Source organism: Clostridium estertheticum, from assembly GCF_018861295.1.
In the GTDB taxonomy this organism is placed as follows: domain Bacteria; phylum Bacillota; class Clostridia; order Clostridiales; family Clostridiaceae; genus Clostridium_AD; species Clostridium_AD estertheticum_D.
Window position 1 is genome coordinate 98,100 of sequence record NZ_JAHLDM010000015.1, and the last position, 22,366, is coordinate 120,465.

20 protein-coding genes are annotated in these 22,366 nt (G+C 29.7%); 1 reads left to right on the plus strand and 19 read right to left on the minus strand.

What is annotated here, in order from left to right:
* Nucleotides 1-22 precede the first annotated feature (22 nt).
* The 10 genes from prmA to gpr form a co-directional block, all read right to left on the minus strand.
* Entirely contained in the window at nt 23-958 is a 936-nt protein-coding gene (prmA, locus tag KPL54_RS15235) for a 50S ribosomal protein L11 methyltransferase (RefSeq protein ID WP_216107364.1), read from the minus strand.
* Between the two features lie 58 nt (nt 959-1,016).
* Entirely contained in the window at nt 1,017-2,138 is a 1,122-nt protein-coding gene (gene dnaJ / locus KPL54_RS15240; RefSeq protein WP_216107365.1) for a molecular chaperone DnaJ, read from the minus strand.
* 183 nt (nt 2,139-2,321) lie between these two features.
* Complete coding sequence (gene dnaK, locus KPL54_RS15245; protein ID WP_216107366.1) at nt 2,322-4,184, minus strand: molecular chaperone DnaK; 1,863 nt, start codon at nt 4,182-4,184, stop codon at nt 2,322-2,324.
* Nucleotides 4,185-4,301: 117 nt separating this feature from the next.
* Complete coding sequence (gene grpE / locus KPL54_RS15250; protein ID WP_375372997.1) at nt 4,302-4,985, minus strand: nucleotide exchange factor GrpE; 684 nt, start codon at nt 4,983-4,985, stop codon at nt 4,302-4,304.
* A 44-nt stretch (nt 4,986-5,029) separates the two neighbouring features.
* The gene (gene hrcA / locus KPL54_RS15255) at nt 5,030-6,076 is read right to left on the minus strand and encodes a heat-inducible transcriptional repressor HrcA (RefSeq protein WP_216107367.1); all 1,047 of its coding nucleotides are present in this window, start codon (nt 6,074-6,076) and stop codon (nt 5,030-5,032) included.
* A gap of 213 nt (nt 6,077-6,289) precedes the next feature.
* Nucleotides 6,290-7,411, minus strand: a complete 1,122-nt coding sequence (gene hemW / locus KPL54_RS15260) for a radical SAM family heme chaperone HemW (protein ID WP_216107368.1) — start codon at nt 7,409-7,411, stop codon at nt 6,290-6,292.
* A 58-nt stretch (nt 7,412-7,469) separates the two neighbouring features.
* Nucleotides 7,470-9,275, minus strand: a complete 1,806-nt coding sequence (gene lepA, locus KPL54_RS15265) for a translation elongation factor 4 (protein WP_216107369.1) — start codon at nt 9,273-9,275, stop codon at nt 7,470-7,472.
* A gap of 143 nt (nt 9,276-9,418) precedes the next feature.
* Nucleotides 9,419-9,676 carry a hypothetical protein gene (locus KPL54_RS15270; RefSeq protein ID WP_216107370.1) on the minus strand — a complete coding sequence of 86 codons (258 nt, stop codon included), beginning with the start codon at nt 9,674-9,676 and terminating at the stop codon, nt 9,419-9,421.
* Nucleotides 9,677-9,765: 89 nt separating this feature from the next.
* Nucleotides 9,766-10,890, minus strand: coding sequence for a stage II sporulation protein P (locus tag KPL54_RS15275; protein WP_216107371.1), 1,125 nt, complete (start codon nt 10,888-10,890; stop codon nt 9,766-9,768).
* 52 nt (nt 10,891-10,942) lie between these two features.
* Complete coding sequence (gene gpr / locus KPL54_RS15280) at nt 10,943-11,917, minus strand: GPR endopeptidase (RefSeq protein WP_216107372.1); 975 nt, start codon at nt 11,915-11,917, stop codon at nt 10,943-10,945.
* Between the two features lie 250 nt (nt 11,918-12,167).
* Here gpr and rpsT point away from each other — a divergent pair, with 250 nt between their 5' ends.
* Nucleotides 12,168-12,440 (plus strand): 30S ribosomal protein S20, encoded by a 273-nt coding sequence (rpsT, locus tag KPL54_RS15285; protein WP_216107373.1) that lies wholly within the window; start codon nt 12,168-12,170, stop codon nt 12,438-12,440.
* Between the two features lie 79 nt (nt 12,441-12,519).
* Here the strand turns inward: rpsT and holA (KPL54_RS15290) are convergent, their stop codons facing one another.
* The 9 genes from holA (KPL54_RS15290) to KPL54_RS15330 form a co-directional block, all read right to left on the minus strand.
* Nucleotides 12,520-13,554 carry a DNA polymerase III subunit delta gene (gene holA, locus KPL54_RS15290; RefSeq protein WP_216107374.1) on the minus strand — a complete coding sequence of 345 codons (1,035 nt, stop codon included), beginning with the start codon at nt 13,552-13,554 and terminating at the stop codon, nt 12,520-12,522.
* On the minus strand, nt 13,547-14,803 hold the full coding sequence (locus tag KPL54_RS15295; protein ID WP_216107375.1) for a ComEC/Rec2 family competence protein: 1,257 nt from the start codon (nt 14,801-14,803) through the stop codon (nt 13,547-13,549). The genes holA (KPL54_RS15290) and KPL54_RS15295 overlap by 8 nt, the downstream gene beginning before the upstream one ends.
* A complete protein-coding gene (holA, locus tag KPL54_RS15300) occupies nt 14,781-15,797 on the minus strand; it encodes a DNA polymerase III subunit delta (protein ID WP_216107376.1) in 1,017 nt (338 codons plus the stop codon). The genes KPL54_RS15295 and holA (KPL54_RS15300) overlap by 23 nt, the downstream gene beginning before the upstream one ends.
* Nucleotides 15,790-17,505, minus strand: a complete 1,716-nt coding sequence (locus tag KPL54_RS15305; RefSeq protein ID WP_216107377.1) for a ComEC/Rec2 family competence protein — start codon at nt 17,503-17,505, stop codon at nt 15,790-15,792. Before KPL54_RS15305 ends, holA (KPL54_RS15300) begins: the two co-directional genes overlap by 8 nt.
* Nucleotides 17,506-17,747: 242 nt before the next feature.
* Complete coding sequence (locus tag KPL54_RS15310) at nt 17,748-20,222, minus strand: P-type ATPase (protein ID WP_216107378.1); 2,475 nt, start codon at nt 20,220-20,222, stop codon at nt 17,748-17,750.
* A 133-nt stretch (nt 20,223-20,355) separates the two neighbouring features.
* Nucleotides 20,356-20,532 (minus strand): hypothetical protein, encoded by a 177-nt coding sequence (locus KPL54_RS15315; protein WP_216107379.1) that lies wholly within the window; start codon nt 20,530-20,532, stop codon nt 20,356-20,358.
* Between the two features lie 181 nt (nt 20,533-20,713).
* On the minus strand, nt 20,714-21,256 hold the full coding sequence (locus KPL54_RS15320; RefSeq protein WP_216107380.1) for an MORN repeat-containing protein: 543 nt from the start codon (nt 21,254-21,256) through the stop codon (nt 20,714-20,716).
* A gap of 206 nt (nt 21,257-21,462) precedes the next feature.
* Nucleotides 21,463-21,627 (minus strand): zinc-ribbon domain-containing protein, encoded by a 165-nt coding sequence (locus KPL54_RS15325; RefSeq protein ID WP_071613616.1) that lies wholly within the window; start codon nt 21,625-21,627, stop codon nt 21,463-21,465.
* A gap of 192 nt (nt 21,628-21,819) precedes the next feature.
* A complete protein-coding gene (locus tag KPL54_RS15330) occupies nt 21,820-22,002 on the minus strand; it encodes a hypothetical protein (RefSeq protein WP_216107381.1) in 183 nt (60 codons plus the stop codon).
* Nucleotides 22,003-22,366: the final 364 nt, after the last annotated feature.

The following is a 22,366-nucleotide window of genomic DNA, read 5'->3' on the forward strand; positions in this document are numbered from 1 at the left end:
TCTCCCCTCACTTAGACATTTGCTATAATTTTGCAACTATGCAAACCCATTCTCCCTCTATATTTATCTCCTCAATCGTAAATCCACACTTTGTTAATTTATTTATTACTTCATCTTTTTTACATAAAATTATTCCTGAAGATATAAAATATCCACCCTTTGTTATAACTTCCTTAACTTGATCTGTCAAAAACATAATTATATCAGCCATTATATTTGCTATAACTATATTAGCCTTACCTTTAACAACTTCGAGTAGGTCTCCGTATAATATCTCAATGTTATTTATATCATTATACGAAACGTTTTGCTTTGCAGAATCTACTGCAACTGGATCAAGATCAACTCCTACAGTTTTCTTAGCACCAAGCATGGCCGCTGTGATAGCTAATATTCCAGACCCTGTACCTATATCAAAAACAGTTGAATCAGCGTCCACATACCTCTCTAGTGCCTTTATACACATTCTGGTAGTCTCGTGAGAACCAGTACCGAAAGCCATGCCTGGATCTAGCTGCACGATTATTTCACCGGGATTTTTATTGTAATCTTCCCAGATAGGTTTTATAACTATCTTTTCTCCTACCTTTAGCGGTTTATAATACTTCTTCCAGTTATTTTCCCAATCTTCCTCATTTACCTTTTCCGCAGTTACAGACCCTACTCCCTTGTCTAGTCCAAAGCTAGGTAAATTATTTACCCCTGTCTTAATTTCCTCTAAATGCTCATTAAAGTGTTGATCTTTTTTATAATATCCCTTAATTACAACACCACTCTTTGTATCAATAATGCTCTCATCAAAATAGTCCCAATCAGTAGTATGATCTCGCCTATAAATCAAATCTAAAGGATCCAAAATAGATACACCTTCAACTCCAGTATTGTATAACATTGCTGACACTGCCTCAACCGCTTCAGTGCTTGTTATTATAGTTACCTCAATCCAATCTTTATTCATTTTTATTCTCCTTATTTAAAATAAAAAACTCCGTTTTACAAAACGAAGTTTTTTATTATTATTTACCTAATATTTTATCTACAAAAGACTTTTTATTTTCTTCAAAATTTTCTACACTCTCACCACTAGCTTGCATAAATAGTTTAAGTGCTTCCTTTTGTTTATCATTCAAAGATTTTGGAATATCAACAATAACTTTTACATATTGATCTCCTCTTCCATGTCCATTTACTCTAGGTATTCCCTTACCTTTAAGCCTAAATACAGTGCCAGATTGTGTTCCACCAGGAACTTTGTATTTAACATCCCCATCTACTGTTTGAACTTTAATTTCAGTACCCATGGATGCATAACCAAAGCTTATATGTGATTCTATATGAATATCAATTCCCTTTCTCTTAAAAGTTTTATGAGGAGCTACTCTGATATTTATATATAAATCCCCTGCTGGTCCGCCCTTTTCACCCTGTTCTCCTTGGCCTCTTAGTGGCATAACATTTCCGGTGTCAACTCCACCAGGAATATTAACTTTAATTTTTCTGTTTTTTCTCTGTTTTCCAGAGCCATGACAAGTTCTACATGGTTCAGAAATTATCTTACCACTGCCTCCACACTTATCACAAGTGCTCATGCTAGCAAAACTTCCAAATGCAGTATTTCTTTGAACTTTTATCTGACCATTTCCACCACATTTATCACAAGTTTTAGGTGTTGTACCAGCTTTAGCACCACTACCGCTACAATCTCCACATTTTTCATTTCTTGTAATTGATACATCTTTTTCTACACCAAATACAGCCTCTTCAAAAGTTAGATTTATGTTATATTCTAAATCCGCACCTTTTTTAGGACCATTCTGATTTCTTGACGAGAATCCGCCTCCAAATATATCTCCAAATATATCTCCAAAACCACCAAAGCCAGAGAAGTCAGAACTACCACCATATCCAGCTCCATTATCATCAGCTGTACCATATTGATCATATCTAGCCCTTTTTTCTGTATTAGACAGAACTTGGTATGCTTCATTCATTTCTTTGAATTTATCTTCAGCTTCTTTATTATCTGGATTTCTATCTGGATGGTACTTTAATGCACCTTTTTTAAAAGCTTTCTTAATGTCTTCTTCACTGGCATCTTTACCTACGCCAAGTGTTTCATAATAATCTTTATTTGCCATTCTACTCTTCACCGCCTAAAATATATATACTTATATATTATAACTAATCCTTAAAATAATACAACTCTTATTATTATATAGTTCTTATATAACAATTGATAATACTGTTTTACTTAAGGCAAATTAAAATTAGGGAAGGGTAGTTACCCATCCCTAATTTAATTATTTTGTTAATTGTTTATATTATTTCTTATCTTCTTCTTTTTTATCTTCTTCCACTTTATAATCAGCATCTACTACATTGTCATCATGCTCAGCAGAATTAGCATTATCTGCGCCTTGACCAGCTTCTCCAGCTTTTGCTGTTTCTGCTTCAGCTTGATATATTTTTGTAGTTACTGCATAAAATGCTTCAGTTAATTCTTCTGTAGATTTCTTTGTAGCTTCAGTATCGTCTCCATCTTTAATCTTTTTAAGAGCTTCTAATTTAGCTTCAATATCTTTCTTATCTTCCTCTGATACTTTTTCTCCGAGGTCAGTTAAGCTTTTTTCAGTTTGGTATACTAACTGTTCTGCATTATTTTTAATTTCTATTTCTTCTTTTCTTGTTTTATCTTCTCCTGCAAATTTCTCTGCTTCTTTTACTGCTTTATCAATTTCATCATCACTTAAATTAGTTGATGCTGTAATTGTTATTTTAGCTTCTTTTCCTGTTCCTTTATCTTTAGCTGATACATTAACAATGCCATTAGCATCTATATCAAAAGTAACCTCTATTTGTGGAATACCTCTTGGTGCTGCTGCAATTCCGGATAGAGTAACTCTTCCTAAAGATTTATTACCTGCAGCCATTTGACGTTCACCTTGAACAATGTTAATTTCAACTGATGTTTGACCATCTGCCGCTGTTGAGAATGTTTGACTCTTTTTAGCTGGAATCGTAGTATTTCTCTCAATTAAAGGAGTAGCTATTCCACCTAATGTTTCAATTCCAAGGGTTAATGGAGTTACATCAAGAAGTAATACATCTTTAACTTCTCCACTTAAAACTCCTGCTTGAATTGCTGCACCAAGTGCAACGCATTCATCTGGATTTACACCCTTTGAAGGATCTTTGCCAGTAAATTCTTTAACTGCATCTTGAACTGCTGGTGTTCTTGTTGAACCACCTACAAGTACAATTTTATCTATTTCATTAAGAGATAAACCTGCATCTGCTATTGCTTTTTTCATTGGTTCTATTGTAGATTGAACTAAGTCATGAGTTAATTCGTTAAATTTAGCTCTTGTCAAATTCATATCTATATGCTTAGGACCTGTTGCATCAGCTGTAATAAATGGTAGATTAATATTTGTTTGTGTTGAAGATGATAATTCTATTTTTGCTTTTTCAGCAGCTTCTTTAAGTCTTTGAAGTGCCATTTTATCATTTCTTAAATCTATTCCATTATCTGCTTTAAAAGTATCTGCAATATGATTCATAACTTTTTCGTCAAAGTCATCTCCACCAAGTTTAGTGTTTCCGTTAGTTGATTTAACTTCGAATAATCCATCACCAAGTTCTAATATAGATACATCAAATGTACCGCCACCTAAATCATATACTAATATCTTTTGATTAACGTCCATTTTGTCTAGTCCATAAGCTAATGCTGCAGCTGTTGGCTCATTTATTATTCTCTTAACTTCAAGTCCAGCTATTTTTCCTGCATCTTTTGTTGCTTGTCTTTGGCTATCATTGAAGTATGCAGGTACAGTTATAACTGCTTCTGTAACTGCTTCTCCTAAATAAGCCTCAGCATCAGCTTTTATTTTTTGTAAAATATATGCTGAAATTTCTTGTGGTGTATGTGTTTTTCCATCAATATCTACTTTATGATCAGTACCCATTTGTCTTTTAATTGACATTATTGTTTTATCTGGGTTTGTAATTGCTTGTCTTTTAGCTACTTGACCTACTAGTCTTTCTCCATTAGCTTGAAATGATACTACAGATGGTGTAGTTCTTGCACCTTCTGAATTAGAAATTACTACGGGTTCTCCACCCTCCATAACTGCTACACATGAATTTGTTGTACCTAAATCTATTCCTATAATTTTTCCCATTATTATTTCCTCCCTATATTCCTTTTATATCATTTCAATTATAATTGTTATGATATTTATATTTTATATTTATCAAAGGTTTTTATATTTATCAAAGGTTTTTACATTTATTAAAGTTTAATTTGCAACCTTAACCATACTATGTCTTAATACCTTATCTTCTTTTTTATATCCCTTTTGTAATACTTCGACTATTTGATTTACACCATATTGTTCATCTTCTACATGCATTACTGCGTTGTGGAAGTTAGGATCAAATTCGCCTGTTGAGGATAATTCTTCAATGCCTAGTTTTTTAAATGCAGCATTAAATAATTTAACTGTATTTTCTACACCAGTTCTTAGTTCCTCCCCACCACCTTCAACCGAAAGAGCTCTTTCTAAGTTATCAAGTACTGGTAGAACTTCTTTTAAAACATCTGCACAAGCATCTGTGTATATGTTTTGTTTCTCTTTTATTGTCCTTTTTCTAAAGTTTTCATACTCTGCAGTTGTTCTTAAAAGTTTATCCTTAAAAGAATCCATATTATCTTGTAAATTTTTGTTTTCTGCTTCTAGTTTCTTTTTACTTTTTCTCATATCTTTCTCTTTATCACTTTCTAAAAGTTCTTCAACTTCTTCATCTTCCTCTACTATTTCAGCATCTTCTAATACTTCAGCTTCTTCTAGTGTTTTATCTAATGTATCCTCAGTCTCTTTTTTACTTTCCTTAACTTCGTTAGTGTCACCTGCTAAACTGGAATCTTCATTTGAAACCTTTGTGTTTTCCTCGTCTAATATTTCTTTATTATTCGTATTCACTCAATCATTCCTCCAAATCTTGCTCAAAATAAATCTTTAAAATTTTATTTATGATCATCATAAATTTGAGCTATATTATCATTTAATTCTTTAACTACTCCCGTTAATACTGATATAACTTTTCCATAGGGAATTCTTGTTGGTCCTATAACTCCAATGGATCCAAGTGGTACTCCAGAAGCGCTATAAACTGCTGTTATAATACTACACTCCCTTGCACACTCAACAAAATTTTCCCCACCAATTTTAATGGTAATATTAGAAATATTGTCGTTAGTACCTAGTAAGCTATTTATACTCTCTTTATTGTCTACCAATACTAAGAACTCTCGAGCTTTAGTTATATTATTATATTCAGGGTAATTAAATATATTAGCAGCGCCTTGAATATAAACTTCAGAAGACTCAACCCCAGATAAACTATCATATAATGCTGGAATAATCCCTGCAAATATTTCTTCATAAGAAGCTAAATCGCTTTTTAAATTATTGATAACTTCTAAGTTTATCTGTTCTATTGTAAGTTTTCCTAATCTAAAGTTAAGTATATTAGTAAGTTTTTCTATAGTTGCAATGCCAATTGGCTTACTAACTTTTATAACATTATTTTTGATAATGCCACTATCTGTAATAATTACAAACAAAATGCTTGTAAAATCTAAATTCATTAGCTGAATATATTTTATACAGCTTTTTTGAACAGAAGGTGCCTTCACTATAGATGTAAGATTTGTAAGAAGAGAAAGCATTTGTGTTGCTTGCTTAACAATTTTATCAACCTCATACAATGCAGCATTAATAAGATGATTTTTAATCATATATTCTTCCTCAGAAGATAACTTTGTAAGTTCCATAAGTCTATCAACATATAACCTATAACCTTTATCTGATGGTTTTCTACCAGATGAGGTATGTATATGTTCAATATATCCCATTTCTTCGAGGTCTGACATTTCATTTCTTATTGTAGCTGAACTAATACCTAAATCATACTTTTTAGCTATGGTTCTGGACCCTACAGGCTCACCATTGTTTATATAATCTGTTATTATAGCCTGAAGTATTTTAATTTTTCTTTCATCCATTTCCATAATATCACCTCTTTTATTAGCACTCGCTTCCGTTGAGTGCTAACGGGTATACATTTAAGTTATCATTTATTATGGTTTTTGTCAATAATCTTGTTTTTTCAATATAGCTATTTTACATAGTTTATTTTGAATTATATTTAAAATGCTCTACTTATCTCTGATTTACTACCTAAGACGTTAAAAATCAAAATTTCTTATTAAGATTACTATAATTTATAATAAAAACTCTGCCATAATTACGTTTGATACTTCAATACCCTCATATGTTAAAAAAATATCATCTGGACTTTCTATCATAAAACCAGTACTTGTGTATTTATTAATTACATCGTAATAAACATCATCCATATTTTCATCAAACCTTTTCTTGAATTCACTTTTATTTACACCCTTTGTTTTTCTAAGTCCCATGAACATAAACTCTTCCATATTATCTTTAAATGAATTTTTCGTTTTTTCAACTATTGCACTGTTACCATTATTCATTTTTTCAATATATTTTTCTATGTTTTCTTCATTTCTATACCTAAAACCGTCACTATACGAATGAGAAGCAGTTCCACACCCAATATATTCATCCAATTCCCAATATACTAGATTATGTCTACATTTCTTATTTCTTTTAGAAAAGTTTGAGATCTCATATTGTATATATCCTTTTTCCCTTAAAACTTCTATTGTTTTCGCATACATAGTTCTATCTATTTCCTCATCTGGGAGATTTAATGTACCTTTTTCAAATCTTTTATAAAATTCTGTTCCCTCTTCTACAATTAAACTATAGCAAGATAAATGCTCTGGATTAAGCTTAGTTACATTATCTAATGTCTCTGTCCATTGATCGATAGTTTGAGATGGAAGTCCAAACATCAAATCTACATTTATGTTATCAAATCCTAATTTTCTAGCCATTTCAAAGCTTTGTTTAAAATCTTCTATAGTATGAATTCTTCCGAGTTCTTTTAAAAGTGGATCCTGCCAAGCTTGAAGTCCAATACTAAGTCTATTCGCTCCCATTTCTTTTAGGAAGTTCAATATTTCTTTTGTAAATGTTCCTGGATTCCCCTCCACTGTAAATTCTAAATCATCACATATATCTAATGTATCAATACTTTTTTTTATTATTTTCCAGCCCGCTAAAGATAAATAGGTGGGAGTTCCCCCACCTATAAAAATAGTTTTTATTTTTTTATTCTTTATACTATATATTTCTTTTGCAAGTGCTGCAGCATAATCAACCATACAATCCTCTTTGCCAGCTAGTGATGGAAAATCACAATATAAACACTTCTGCTTACAAAAGGGAATATGAATATATAAAGCAACCTTCTTCATGTTTTATCCTCACTTTAATTATCTTTTTCAAAGCTATTAATTATCTTTTTCAAAACTACTAGTCTACTTTAAGTATAGCCATGAATGCTTCTTGTGGAACTTCTACACTTCCAACTTGTCGCATTCTCTTTTTACCTTCTTTTTGCTTTGATAATAATTTTTTCTTTCTTGAAATATCTCCACCATAACATTTAGCTAAAACATCTTTTCTTAGAGCTTTTACAGTTTCTCTTGCAATTACCTTCGAATTTATAGATGCTTGTATTGGTATTTCAAACATTTGTCTTGGTATATGTTCTTTTAATTTTTCAGCCATAATTCTACCTCTATGCCCAGCTGATTCTTCTGGAACAATCATGGACAAAGCATCAACTTTTTCTCCCTTAAGTAAAATATCTAGCTTTACAAGATTTGCGGTTACATATCCCTTTACTTCATAGTCAAAGGATGCATAACCTTTTGTTCTTGATTTTAGAGCATCAAAAAAGTCATATACTATTTCATTAAGTGGCAAATCATAATTTACCACAACTCTAGTGGTTTCTATATATTGCATATCAATATATACGCCCCTCTTTTGTTGGCATAACTCCATAACTGATCCAAGATACTCTGATGGTGTTATTATAGATGCTTTAACTATTGGTTCTTCCATATACCTAATTTCTGTAGGTTCCGGAAGATTAGTAGGATTTGTTATCTCTATTAATTCTCCACTAGTTTTCATTACTTTATATATAACTGATGGTGCTGTCGTAATGATATCTAAATTAAATTCTCGCTCGATTCTTTCTTGTATTATTTCCATATGAAGAAGACCTAAAAATCCACATCTAAATCCAAAACCTAAGGCAATAGATGTCTCTGGTTCAAACCCTAATGCTGCATCATTTAACTGAAGTCTTTCTAGCGCCTCCTTTAATTCTCCATACCTTGCACCATCTATAGGATAGATACCACTAAATACCATTGGAATCGCTGGTTTATATCCCTTAAGCGCCTTTAATGCTGGTCTATCAGATTCTGTTACAGTATCACCAACACGTGCATCCCTAACATTTTTTATAGAAGCAGTTATATATCCAACATCACCAGCACTTAACATTGCTACTGGAAGATAATTTGGAACAAACACTCCAACTTCTACTACCTCGTATACCTTATTAGTATTCATTAGTTTAATCTTTGTTCCTGGTTTAACTATGCCGTCTTTAATTCTTACATAACATACTACTCCTTTATAACTATCATAAAAAGAGTCAAAAATTAAAGCCTTAAGGGGTGCTTCTTCATCCCCGCTAGGTGGTGAAATTTTATTTACTACAGCTTCTAAAACATCTTCTATATTAAGTCCAGTTTTTGCCGAAATTCTTGGAGCATCAAGGGCTTCAATACCTATTACATCCTCAATTTCCTTAATTACTTCGTCCGGCCTTGCACTAGGAAGATCTATTTTATTGATAACTGGAGCAATATCAAGGTCATTATCTAATGCAAGATAACAGTTTGCTAAAGTTTGAGCTTGAATTCCTTGTGACGCATCAACTACAAGTACAGCGCCCTCGCAAGCAGCTAAACTTCTTGAAACCTCATAATTAAAATCCACATGACCCGGAGTATCTATAAGATTGAATATATATTCTTCTCCATTCTCCCTTTTATAAACGAGCCTTGCCGGTTGAGACTTTATAGTAATTCCTCTTTCTCTTTCTAAATCCATATTATCAAGTACTTGCTCTTCCATTTCTCTTTTAGTTAAAGTACCTGTCTTTTCTAGTAATCTATCTGCAAGAGTAGACTTGCCGTGATCAATATGTGCAACTATTGAAAAATTCCTTATGTACTTTTGTCTATTACTCTGCATTAATTTTTACCCCCGTTGTACTATATGTTAATATTTTTTTGATTTTATACATCTACTTAAATTATATCATAATTATATCTGTTTTTGTCAATGCATTGTTATTTTACGTGATACTTTATTTAATTTTATATGTTAACCTTATATTATTTCATAAAAATTTCATTATAAGTATCAACACATTTTTCTTTAATATTATAAAAGAATTTGCCATTTGTATAAAAAACATATCCCTTCGTCTCTATTCTAAAATCTAAAGGGTTTAATTTAAAATTCATTGTAAATTTTGACTTTTCTTTTACAAGTTCAGGTTTGTTAATATTAACTTCAACAAATCCATAAATAAGTATAAAAAAACAAATAACTAGTACAAATATATATTTAATAATACCTTTTTTAAACATAAAAAATGCCCCCTACCTCTTCTCTTAAACAGATAATAACTAATTATTATCTGCTCATTATTAAGGATGCACTTTTTATAATAAATTATTCACTTTTTCCCATTTAATTGTTCTGCTATTATTCTTGATAGATATTTACCTGTATTTTTCACTTCTTGGATACTATTACTATTTGCACCTACTTCAATTAAAAGTGCGTTATTACTTCTATCTTGATTATAAAAACCCATGCCCCAGTGATAAACCCAAATTGGTTCGTCGCGTATAAGCCCTGGATATAATCTATTTGATATTGACATCATAGAATCTATTAATTTCTTCTGCTGTGCATATCTAGGATTCTTATCTGTTACTACAAACATAAATCGTGCAACGTCCTCACCATTCAATTTTGTAATTAATGTCTTCTTGTTGTCTATACTATCTCTATGTAAATCAATAATCAAATCAAATTTTTCGTATAACTTTAAATATTTATCTAAAGTAACTCCAGACTTTTTATAAGCATTTTTGTAATCTCCTGTATCATTTACATTCTTATCATGTATAACTGAAATTCCATAATTTTTCTCTAGGTTTTCGGTTATTACATCGCCTACAGCAACTACACTTCGAGATTGATCTGAACTCTCAGTATTTTTCGATGTATCCGTGTCAGAAGTTAGATAAGCTTCAGATGTATGAGAATGATATATAAGTACCCGTGGCTTGGACTTATTTAGCGTACCTTTCAAACTAGAGTCATATAATTTTGCTACCACATTATTAACCTCCAACTTATTTACCTGCTTATCATCTAAGTTAAAAGAATTAAGGCTAAATGTTTTTGAATTCTTTACATCCGTGATGACTTCATTTTTATCTAAATAAGCTATTTCCTTTATAACTATTGATATAGGATTCGAAATATCAATTCCTAGAAATGATAAAACTACTGAACCATTTGTGTTTTCACCGTTTGTATCCTGTCCCTTTACACTAGATCCCTTTATTACAGATAAAACATTATTAATAACCCTAATATAAAAATAGTTTCTATAATTTCCTCCGCTATCTGCCTTCGCACTTTTAGGCAGAATTACTCCTAATAAAAAAATAATGAGCAATGTGAAAACACAAAAAAACATTCTCACATTACCACTTTTTTTAATGGAATTTTTAAAAAAATTCATTTTTTCACTTAGCCTAATCTTATTTTTGCCTCTATAACTCATTTTCATCCCCCCTGTTTATACAATATATATGAGGGAATCTGAATAGTTATTACTAATTTAAATACTTATTTATGTCCTCTAAGTCTAATGCTGGTTGCAATGCTATATTAATTCCATTAGCAATTATTTTAGAAACAGAGCTTATAACCATATCTATTTCCTTTGGTGTAACAACAAGATTGCCTACATAAGGATTTAATATCTCAGCAATCATTTTTTGTTTTTCCGCTTTGTCAATGGATTTTAACATATTGTAAAATTCTTTACCTTCATTTGCAGATTTAATCATCTCATCAAGTACTAAATCAATAGTATCATTTGCAAGTGTTGCAGCGTCTACTACTGTTGGTATCCCAATTGCAATGACTGGCACACCTAATGTTTTTTCACTTATTTCCATTCTTCTATTTCCAATTCCTGCACCTGGAGAAATTCCAGATGTCCCTATTTGGATAGTTCTATTCACCCTATTCATTTTCCTAGAAGCTAATGCATCAATACAAATCACCAAATTGGGTTTAATCCTCTCCACAATACCACGAATAATTTCACCAGTTTCCATACCTGTTATTCCAAGAACACCAGGAGATATTGCACATACCGGACGTATACCTTCATCTATAGAATCTGGTACTAATTGTTTTAAATGCCTAGTAATCATTATTTTCGATACAACTTTGGGTCCTACAGCATCTGGGGTAACATTCCAATTACCAAGGCCAACTACTAGAGCCGTCATACTGTCATCCAATTTTATTAGTGGTGATAAAACCTCTCCCATTACTACACTTACTCTATCCATAGCATCACCATCATAGTGAACAAATTCCGGGATATCAATAGTTATATATGTACCTTTTGGTTTTCCCATCATTTTTTCTCCGATATCGCTTACTATTTTTACATTAGTAATTTTAATATCTTCCCTATTGTACTCTTCTACATCAACACCAGGCATTTCACCATTGTTTTTTTCTTTGTATATTTCTTTAGCCTCTACGGCTAAGTCTGTTCTTATACTTATCATAATTTCACCTCAACTACATTTTTATTATTATCCTTTCCCAATAGTATTTTCTTATTCTTAAAAATGTTTATTTTAAGCTTTCTGCCTCATTTAAATAAGTCTTATACTAAAATTTATGTATATAGATTAATTTACCCTTGAAGTGCTTATATTTTAATGCTATAATACTAGTTGATTAATTAAATAGATTCGTATGCAGTTTCCCCAAAACTGCTGACACGTTATTAAATACAAAGGGGGGTGAAAATTAATGGCAAATATTAAATCAGCAAAAAAAAGAATCAAAATTACTGCAGTTAAAACAGAAAGAAATACAATGATTAAATCTGCTTTAAAAACTAAGGTTAAAAAATTTGAAACAGCACTAGTTACTGGTGATGTTGCAGAAGCTAAAGTTACATATGCATCTGTAGTTAAAGCTTTAGACATGGCTGTAACAAAAGGAATCCTTCACATAAACAAAGCAGCAAGAAGAAAATCAAGACTTGCAGCAAGATTAAACGCTTTAAATTTAGCAGCATAATAAAAAACCGGTGATTTACACCGGTTTTTTTATTTTTTTGTTTATATTATTTATTTTAAAAAAAACCTCTCCTCGGTCACTACATTACGGTCTTTACCATAAATACTTCAATATTTGTTTTATCATCAGTTGAAGTACTTTTTAAAACTTTTTCTGTTTCAAGACATAGTTCGATATTTCTTTTTAACCTTTTTATAGTAAATTTATTGCTCTGTGAAATCATTTTTTCACAAACGTATGGATGAAGCCTTAATTCACTTGACAAAAGCTCCTTTGTTTTCCCATTTTCAGTACCTAATTTTATATTAAATAAAAGATTGAACTGCCTTGTTACCATAAATAATATAAATGGTATTTTCTCTCCCCTATATATAAGTTCATTCAAAATGTCTAGAGCCCTCTTTATATTCTTCTGAGACAAAAAATCAACTAAATTAAAAATATCATTTTCACTCTTTTGAGGCATCATCGCCAAAATATCTTTTTTAGTAATCTCCTTTCCATTTGCAAATGATACTAGCTTTTCTACTTCATTTATTATAATATTCATATTGTTATCTACCTGAGAACAAAACAAAACAAGTTCTGATTTTCCGATTTTCGCTCCGGCACCTTCAAACAAATTTTTACATATTTTCTGGAGAGATTCACCTTTTAATTTATCAACTTTTATCACACATGCTTTTTTGTCTAGTTTTTTAATTTTGTTACTCGGTTTTTCTCTATCGCTTAAAAACGTATAATATATAATCAATATACATTGAGGCGGTGGATTTTTTAAATATTCATTTAGCATAAGAAAATTTTTATTTTTCAAATCATTAGAATTCTTAGTTCCTGAGTTATCCTCTAAAAAGGTCGCCCTATATACAACCACTACCTTTTTATCGCTCATAAACGGCATAGTTTCACAAGCATCACTAATTGTCTCAAAATCTGTTTTACTACCATCAAATTTCGAATAATTTAGATCAATAAAATTTTTGTCTAGTACGCTATTTGTTATATATTCAACATGATCTTTTATTAACTTTTCATCTGATCCACAAAATATATAACAATTATCTAATTCATGTTTTTTAATCTTTTTTTCAAGTTCTGCATAATTAATCAATTATTTCCTCCAACCCTTGTGAAAATTTTAAAACTTTATTTCCTATGATTATATATTTATTAATAATTGTTCCTGACGGCACGTATGTTTCATCATTTTTAAGTTTTACTATATCTTTAAATGGTGTAATTTCATCCCTTGCACTTTTAAGTAATTCCACATTCTGTTTTTTATTTGTCTCCTGAGTAAAACATACTTGTGCTTCTAATTTATCACGATTACGTATTAATTTAATAGTATATCTTTTTGAAAGACTTATAGCTGACTTACCAGTATAATTTTCGAAAACTCTATCTATTTTAACCGGAACTTTTAAATCATTTCCCTTAATATTCCCCGTGGTTACTGCAATAGCTGTCCGTTTGTATTGTATTAAAACCACATTATTCTTATTCACGCTTATATAACTAACCTCTGGAAAAACTTTATAACTTTGAAATACTAAAACAAAAATAATACAAATCGGAACATACTTAAATTGCATATAACCTTTTTTAATTCCAAGATAACATAAGTATAATCCGAATACAACTAAACTTTCAATATATGAAAAGTAAAGCATTTCTGGTAATAATGCTACAAGCACCTTTTGAATAAACTCTATAATCATTAAAACAGTAAACAAGCCATAATTTATTAAATTAAACAATCGATAAAAGGCACTGCAAACAAGCCCCATATTCCCAAGTATCACAACTACTGTATAAAAGGGTAATAGCACTAAATTACTAAGAACAGACCCTAAACAAAAGGTTTTAAGTGCTACAACTGCATATGGAGTAGAGAATATCTGAGAACTTATACTCAAACTGAAAGATTCATTTAAAGTAGAAGGTAATTTATATAACGCCTTCCTTATTTTCTTGTTAAATACTATGATACCAAGAACACAAAGAAAAGAAAGCATAAATCCTATATCAAGAATATAAAAAGGTCTAAATACTAATATTATAATTGCAGCCAGACTAACAGATGATAGACTATCATATTTTTTATATACTTTGCTAGCTATTTTCAATATAAAAATCATTATAAAAGCTCTTATTGTCGATGATTGCCCTCCTGTGAATATCATGTATCCAAAAGAAAATAATAAAGCGATTTTATAACCAATAACAGTTTCTAACACTTTATAAACTATTGACATATGAAGACCTGATACACTTATCACATGACTTATACCCAGCTTTTTAAAATCTTCCTTTTGCACTTTCTCTATGTATCCACTATCTCCAAAACATACACCCATAACTAAAGCAGCCTTTTCTTTTTAAAACTTTTTCTGTTTCAAGACATAGTTCGATATTTCTTTTTAACCTTTTTATAGTAAATTTATTGCTCTGTGAAATCATTTTTTCACAAACGTATGGATGAAGCCTTAATTCACTTGACAAAAGCTCCTTTGTTTTCCCATTTTCAGTACCTAATTTTATATTAAATAAAAGATTGAACTGCCTTGTTACCATAAATAATATAAATGGTATTTTCTCTCCCCTATATATAAGTTCATTCAAAATGTCTAGAGCCCTCTTTATATTCTTCTGAGACAAAAAATCAACTAAATTAAAAATATCATTTTCACTCTTTTGAGGCATCATCGCCAAAATATCTTTTTTAGTAATCTCCTTTCCATTTGCAAATGATACTAGCTTTTCTACTTCATTTATTATAATATTCATATTGTTATCTACCTGAGAACAAAACAAAACAAGTTCTGATTTTCCGATTTTCGCTCCGGCACCTTCAAACAAATTTTTACATATTTTCTGGAGAGATTCACCTTTTAATTTATCAACTTTTATCACACATGCTTTTTTGTCTAGTTTTTTAATTTTGTTACTCGGTTTTTCTCTATCGCTTAAAAACGTATAATATATAATCAATATACATTGAGGCGGTGGATTTTTTAAATATTCATTTAGCATAAGAAAATTTTTATTTTTCAAATCATTAGAATTCTTAGTTCCTGAGTTATCCTCTAAAAAGGTCGCCCTATATACAACCACTACCTTTTTATCGCTCATAAACGGCATAGTTTCACAAGCATCACTAATTGTCTCAAAATCTGTTTTACTACCATCAAATTTCGAATAATTTAGATCAATAAAATTTTTGTCTAGTACGCTATTTGTTATATATTCAACATGATCTTTTATTAACTTTTCATCTGATCCACAAAATATATAACAATTATCTAATTCATGTTTTTTAATCTTTTTTTCAAGTTCTGCATAATTAATCAATTATTTCCTCCAACCCTTGTGAAAATTTTAAAACTTTATTTCCTATGATTATATATTTATTAATAATTGTTCCTGACGGCACGTATGTTTCATCATTTTTAAGTTTTACTATATCTTTAAATGGTGTAATTTCATCCCTTGCACTTTTAAGTAATTCCACATTCTGTTTTTTATTTGTCTCCTGAGTAAAACATACTTGTGCTTCTAATTTATCACGATTACGTATTAATTTAATAGTATATCTTTTTGAAAGACTTATAGCTGACTTACCAGTATAATTTTCGAAAACTCTATCTATTTTAACCGGAACTTTTAAATCATTTCCCTTAATATTCCCCGTGGTTACTGCAATAGCTGTCCGTTTGTATTGTATTAAAACCACATTATTCTTATTCACGCTTATATAACTAACCTCTGGAAAAACTTTATAACTTTGAAATACTAAAACAAAAATAATACAAATCGGAACATACTTAAATTGCATATAACCTTTTTTAATTCCAAGATAACATAAGTATAATCCGAATACAACTAAACTTTCAATATATGAAAAGTAAAGCATTTCTGGTAATAATGCTACAAGCACCTTTTGAATAAACTCTATAATCATTAAAACAGTAAACAAGCCATAATTTATTAAATTAAACAATCGATAAAAGGCACTGCAAACAAGCCCCATATTCCCAAGTATCACAACTACTGTATAAAAGGGTAATAGCACTAAATTACTAAGAACAGACCCTAAACAAAAGGTTTTAAGTGCTACAACTGCATATGGAGTAGAGAATATCTGAGAACTTATACTCAAACTGAAAGATTCATTTAAAGTAGAAGGTAATTTATATAACGCCTTCCTTATTTTCTTGTTAAATACTATGATACCAAGAACACAAAGAAAAGAAAGCATAAATCCTATATCAAGAATATAAAAAGGTCTAAATACTAATATTATAATTGCAGCCAGACTAACAGATGATAGACTATCATATTTTTTATATACTTTGCTAGCTATTTTCAATATAAAAATCATTATAAAAGCTCTTATTGTCGATGATTGCCCTCCTGTGAATATCATGTATCCAAAAGAAAATAATAAAGCGATTTTATAACCAATAACAGTTTCTAACACTTTATAAACTATTGACATATGAAGACCTGATACACTTATCACATGACTTATACCCAGCTTTTTAAAATCTTCCTTTTGCACTTTCTCTATGTATCCACTATCTCCAAAACATACACCCATAACTAAAGCAGCCTTTTCTTTTCCTAAACTTTCCGAAAATCTTTCATGTAACCCTTTTCTATAACTTTCTATTTTTGATATTATATCTTCATCACAAATCTCATAACTTTTAACAGTATATGTTCCGACTATTCCCTTTTCATATACTGCTTCCTTTTTAAAATTACCTTTTATCCAAACATTTCTTCCTTCACTTAATTCAAATATATTACCTTTCAGATTAATCTTCTTATTATTATATCTTGCTGAGCAATAATATGTACTTTTATCAGATATTCTCACTTTAAGTTTCGAATCACTAGGTAAATTAATATTAAAATAAGAGTAATAATTTATAATACCAATAATAAAAAAACAAACTACTAGGTAGAAAAACTTTTTATCTATAGTAAAATACATACTAGCTAAAAAAATTACAGCTATAAACGCACCTACAATAGGGTTGTTTATTAAAATCAAGCAAGTAATGCATCCCATAAATATTGTTACTGCATAATACACTAAAGGTCTAGCCATAATAAAATATTATACTTGAAAAATTATTTACGCGAAAGAACATATAAATTTGTTCCTTACTTTTCTATTATAACATAAGCAATGTTTTAAATATATTTTCAAGTATTATATACCTCCACAGCCTTATTTTAGCCAATAAATCTTTAAAGTAATCGACCTGTCTTATTTATTCATACCTTTTCAGACTATTTAAAAATAACCAATATAACTTGTACTAATAAATTAAATATTACTAGGGTATAAGCCGCTTTGTTTTTAAAGAAATGTTTTTCATGTAAAAGTGATAAACAAGATATACTTTCTAGCAATGCAAACACAATAAATATACTATCCATCACATTTATAATAACGAATTTATGTTTAATAACAATAATAAGTATATAAAAGATACTTATTAGGAATGAATTTCTTATAGAGATTTTTTTTATATAATCATGTTCAATATTTTTGAGTGTTATATCTGTATTTGTATTTTGTAATAGAATTGCAAGGCAACAGCAAGGTAACAATATAAAATTTATGGACAAACTACAAATAAGTGTAAATGGCATTCCACCCCTAATAATTATACTTAATAATATTATAAAGATTTCATTTACCGCTAAAGTGCTTATAAATATATTTACCCTACTTATATAGTTAATAATTTTTTTACTATGCTGTATTAAATTTACTATATCTTCAAAATCATTTTCCTCCAAAAATATATTTGAAAGCTTTCTTACTACATTGCTACATTCACTTCCTGCGCAAATGGATATATCAGAATTATTAAGGTACTCTAAATCTGTTAATGTATCTCCTACTGATGCAATAGAATGACCTTTTTTATTTAAAACATTAACAATTTCACTTTTATGTTTAGGTGAGATTTTAGAGAAAATGCTAACACTTTCAATATTCTTTTCAAATTCATCTTTACTCATATAATCTATCTCTATCCCTGATAGAATTTCCTCTTTTGTGTCTGTAACCCCTATTAATTTTCCAAATGCAAAAGAGGCTAATTTATTGTCTTCTTGATCTATGATAACTCTAATATTACTTTCCCTACAAGTGTTTATTGCTATATATGAACTTTCCTTTATCGGATTCTCAAAGCCTATTAACCCCACAAACACTAAATTACTTTCAATATTCTCATCAATGCTTGGTTTATAACTGAAATCCCTATATGCATATCCTATAACGTTATATGCTTTATTGGACATATCTATATGAACATTTATAATATTTACAATATCATCCTCATTAATTTCTTTTTCTACACCATTAATTAAAATATGAGTGCATCTACTTAACATACCATCAAGCACACCTTTTACATTAGCTCTATATTTATCATCTATTTTATTTACAACTGTTTTAATCTTTTTTTCAGAATCATAAGGTATTTTAAATATTCTTCTGTATTTTGTCTCAAGATTACTATTTTTCGCAAAATTTTCATCCCAGAACTCAAGTATTTCATGTTCTTCCAAACTTTCAATAGAATTACAATCTCTCAAATGCGAGGAACCTTTATTAAAAAGCTTAGAATCATTACAAAGTAGTGCTATACTAATTATCCTCTCTATAACCACTTCAGTTTCTGGTTTCTGTTCCTTCATATCAATATGCCTATCATCACAATAAACTTCACAAAGAATAAGTCTATTCGCAGAAACAGCCCCAATTTTTTTCATGAATATTGTAGAAATATTAGTAAGTTCATATATAGTTGCAATACTTTTTACATATATATTTTTTTTATTGAATTTTCTAAATGTAATGTAAAAAAATAAATACAATATTATAATAAACATCGATGAATTAAACGTCAAAGAAATATAAATAAGAGAATTTATAGTTTCATGAAGCCCATTATTTTTATATGTAGTAAAAATCAATGTAATTATACATGCTATTATAGTAATTATCGACCCTCTATTAACAACTTTTGTTAAATTACCACTAAATAAACTGCTATTATTTTTAGATTCAAGTAACACTTTTATAATCTTTCCAATTTGTGTGCTCATGCCAGTAGCAATGATTATACCCGAGCCAGAACCTTCAGTAATGAATGAAGATTTAAAAACAATATTTTTTATTTCAGAAAGATTCATAACCTCTTCCTCTATCTTCATAGAGTATTTCTCCACTTCATATTTTTCACCTGTTACCGAAACTTCTACTACCTTAAGATCTTCACATTCGAGTATTCTAATATCTGCTGGAACATATCCGCCTTTTTCTAGGTAAACGATATCTCCAACTACCATTTCTTCACAACTTATTTTAACTATCTTTCCAGAACGTTTTACATAAGAATATGTTGTATTTAGATTATCTATTGCCATCAAACTTTTTTTCTCTTTATAATCTCCATTTATTAAAAGTGCTACACTAAATATTATTATCAAAGTTACAAAGCAACCTGTAATAAGTAATCTATTATAAAATAGCATAACTACGCATAGTAACGCTACAAGAATCCATAACTGCTTTATTTGACTCGCTATCAAAATTAAAAGACTTTCAGTTTTAGGCTTCAATATGGTATTTTCACCATGGGTTTCTCTCATATATTTAATTTTTTCTTCATTCAATCCTGAATCAATATCAGAATTCAGCATTTCAACTACCCTCGTCATTGTTTTTCCATACCACTTCTTCATATTACCCAACCTATCCTTTTAAGTTTTTATCCTATATAATCTTCGTACAATAAATAGGAGACTTTAGCATTAGCTACTAAAATCTCCTTAATTCTAAATAATTTAATCTTCTAATATAAAAAAACGCATTATACTAATCTTGATTAGAACATAAATTGCGGTTTTTTTTATGACATTTCTTATTCCTATTTATAATGATAGTATTTGTACAACCACAATCATTGTTTCCACAACGATTATTTCTACAATTATTTCCACCAAACCCATCATCTTCAACTAGCAATAATAATACTAACCACCAACACCACATACATATTTCCCCCCTCTCTGAAGGCAAATATTCCTTATATAATTTTTTCTCATAGGTTTGTCCATTTTCTCATAAGTTTGTCCCTCTATTTCTTTCTTTTGTTGGTATATAATATTACACTCGCTACAAAAATGTTACAACTAAGGATTAGGGATAAAAAAATAACAGAATTATTCATCTGTTATTTTTTCATTTTTATTTCTCCATCAGAATAGATATAAATTCCTTGTCCTTTTCTTTCATCATTTTCCCACTGACCCATATACCTTTCTCCACCAGTATAAGTATGAATTCCAATGCCATGTCTAAGTCCATCTTGAAATTCTCCTACATACGTATCGCAAGTAGGCCACGTACAAATGCCTTGGCCACTTTTTTCGCCATTAACCCACTGCCCTATATATTTTTCACCATCTGGCCAAGTATATATTCCATATCCGTCTTTTTCATCATTAATCCATCCGCCTATATATTCTTCTCCACAAGAAAAAGTAAGTGTTCCTTGACCACTCATTTTGTTATTGCTCCAATTTCCTACATATTTACTTCCATCAGCATAAATGAAAGTTCCAATTCCATGTTTCATGCCATTAATTCTCTCCCCTACATAGTTTCCCCCATGAACATGATGAGGTTTATCATCTATTTGATTGTTTTTATCTGAATTAACATTACTTAGTTTGATTTTATTTAAAGTAACTTTACTTAGTTTTATATTCTTCATATTAAAATTTCTCCTTCTATTTAAGTATAGCCATCTTAAATATACTATATCACTATTTTCTAAAAGTTATGTTAGGGGCATGAAAATAAATAACAAGTCAAAGACGCTACGGATATTTGACTTGTTATTTACTTAAATGTCCCTTATAGATTTGGGCAGAATAAAACCCATAGGAATAATTCCTATGGGTAATTTTTTAAATTATATTATCTTTGAAATCCTCTGTTGTTCTGTTGTTTTTTAGCTCTTCTACAATCAGGACATCTTTGTGGTTCATTTTCGAATCCTTTTTCTTTATAAAATTCCTGTTCACCCTCAGTGAATACGAATTCTTGTGAACAATCTTTACATACAATAGTCTTATCTGTCATTTTAAACATGTCTCCTTTTTATTTATATTAAGATTTAAGATCTGATTTACTTTATATGCCTAAAAAGGTAATGTTTTAATCATATCAAATCTTGATGTTGTTGATTTTGCAATCCCAACTCATTTAGGATACCATATATATTGTTAATATGCAATACATTTATATGAAATACTTTTGAAAAATGCCAAATGTCTATTGTTTACATTGCCTAGCTATCTCTAAATTTATAGTACCTTTAACAAGATCAATAGCTTGTAGTTTACTAAATCCCTTGTGTTTTATCTGTTCTTCCTCCTTTCTTGCAATTGCTTTATATGGATATTCTTTCTCATCATTCTCTACAACTTCTATTACGTAACCCCTGTATTCTTCCATACTCCACCCCTTATTATTTATTTAAAATTTTGTTCACAATTATATATTTTACATATATTATTTAAAACTAAACTGTAATTTAACTTCAATTTTCATACTTTATCATTTCGCTTGTTAACTTTAATTTTAATAAAAATCTCCTGTTTTTGTCCTCCTTTAATAAGGTCATTATAACACGTTTACAATAGTTTGAATATTCTTTTATTGAAATTAAATCAAAAAATTTAACCGTTTTCATTTTTACTGCTTTTATCTAACTATCAGCTATTCAAAATACGCACCACTTATAGAAGTGGGCGATTGTAAACCGCAAAAGCGGTCCAGTTCTCATTGAACTAAGAACCGTAAGAAACAATATCCTTGT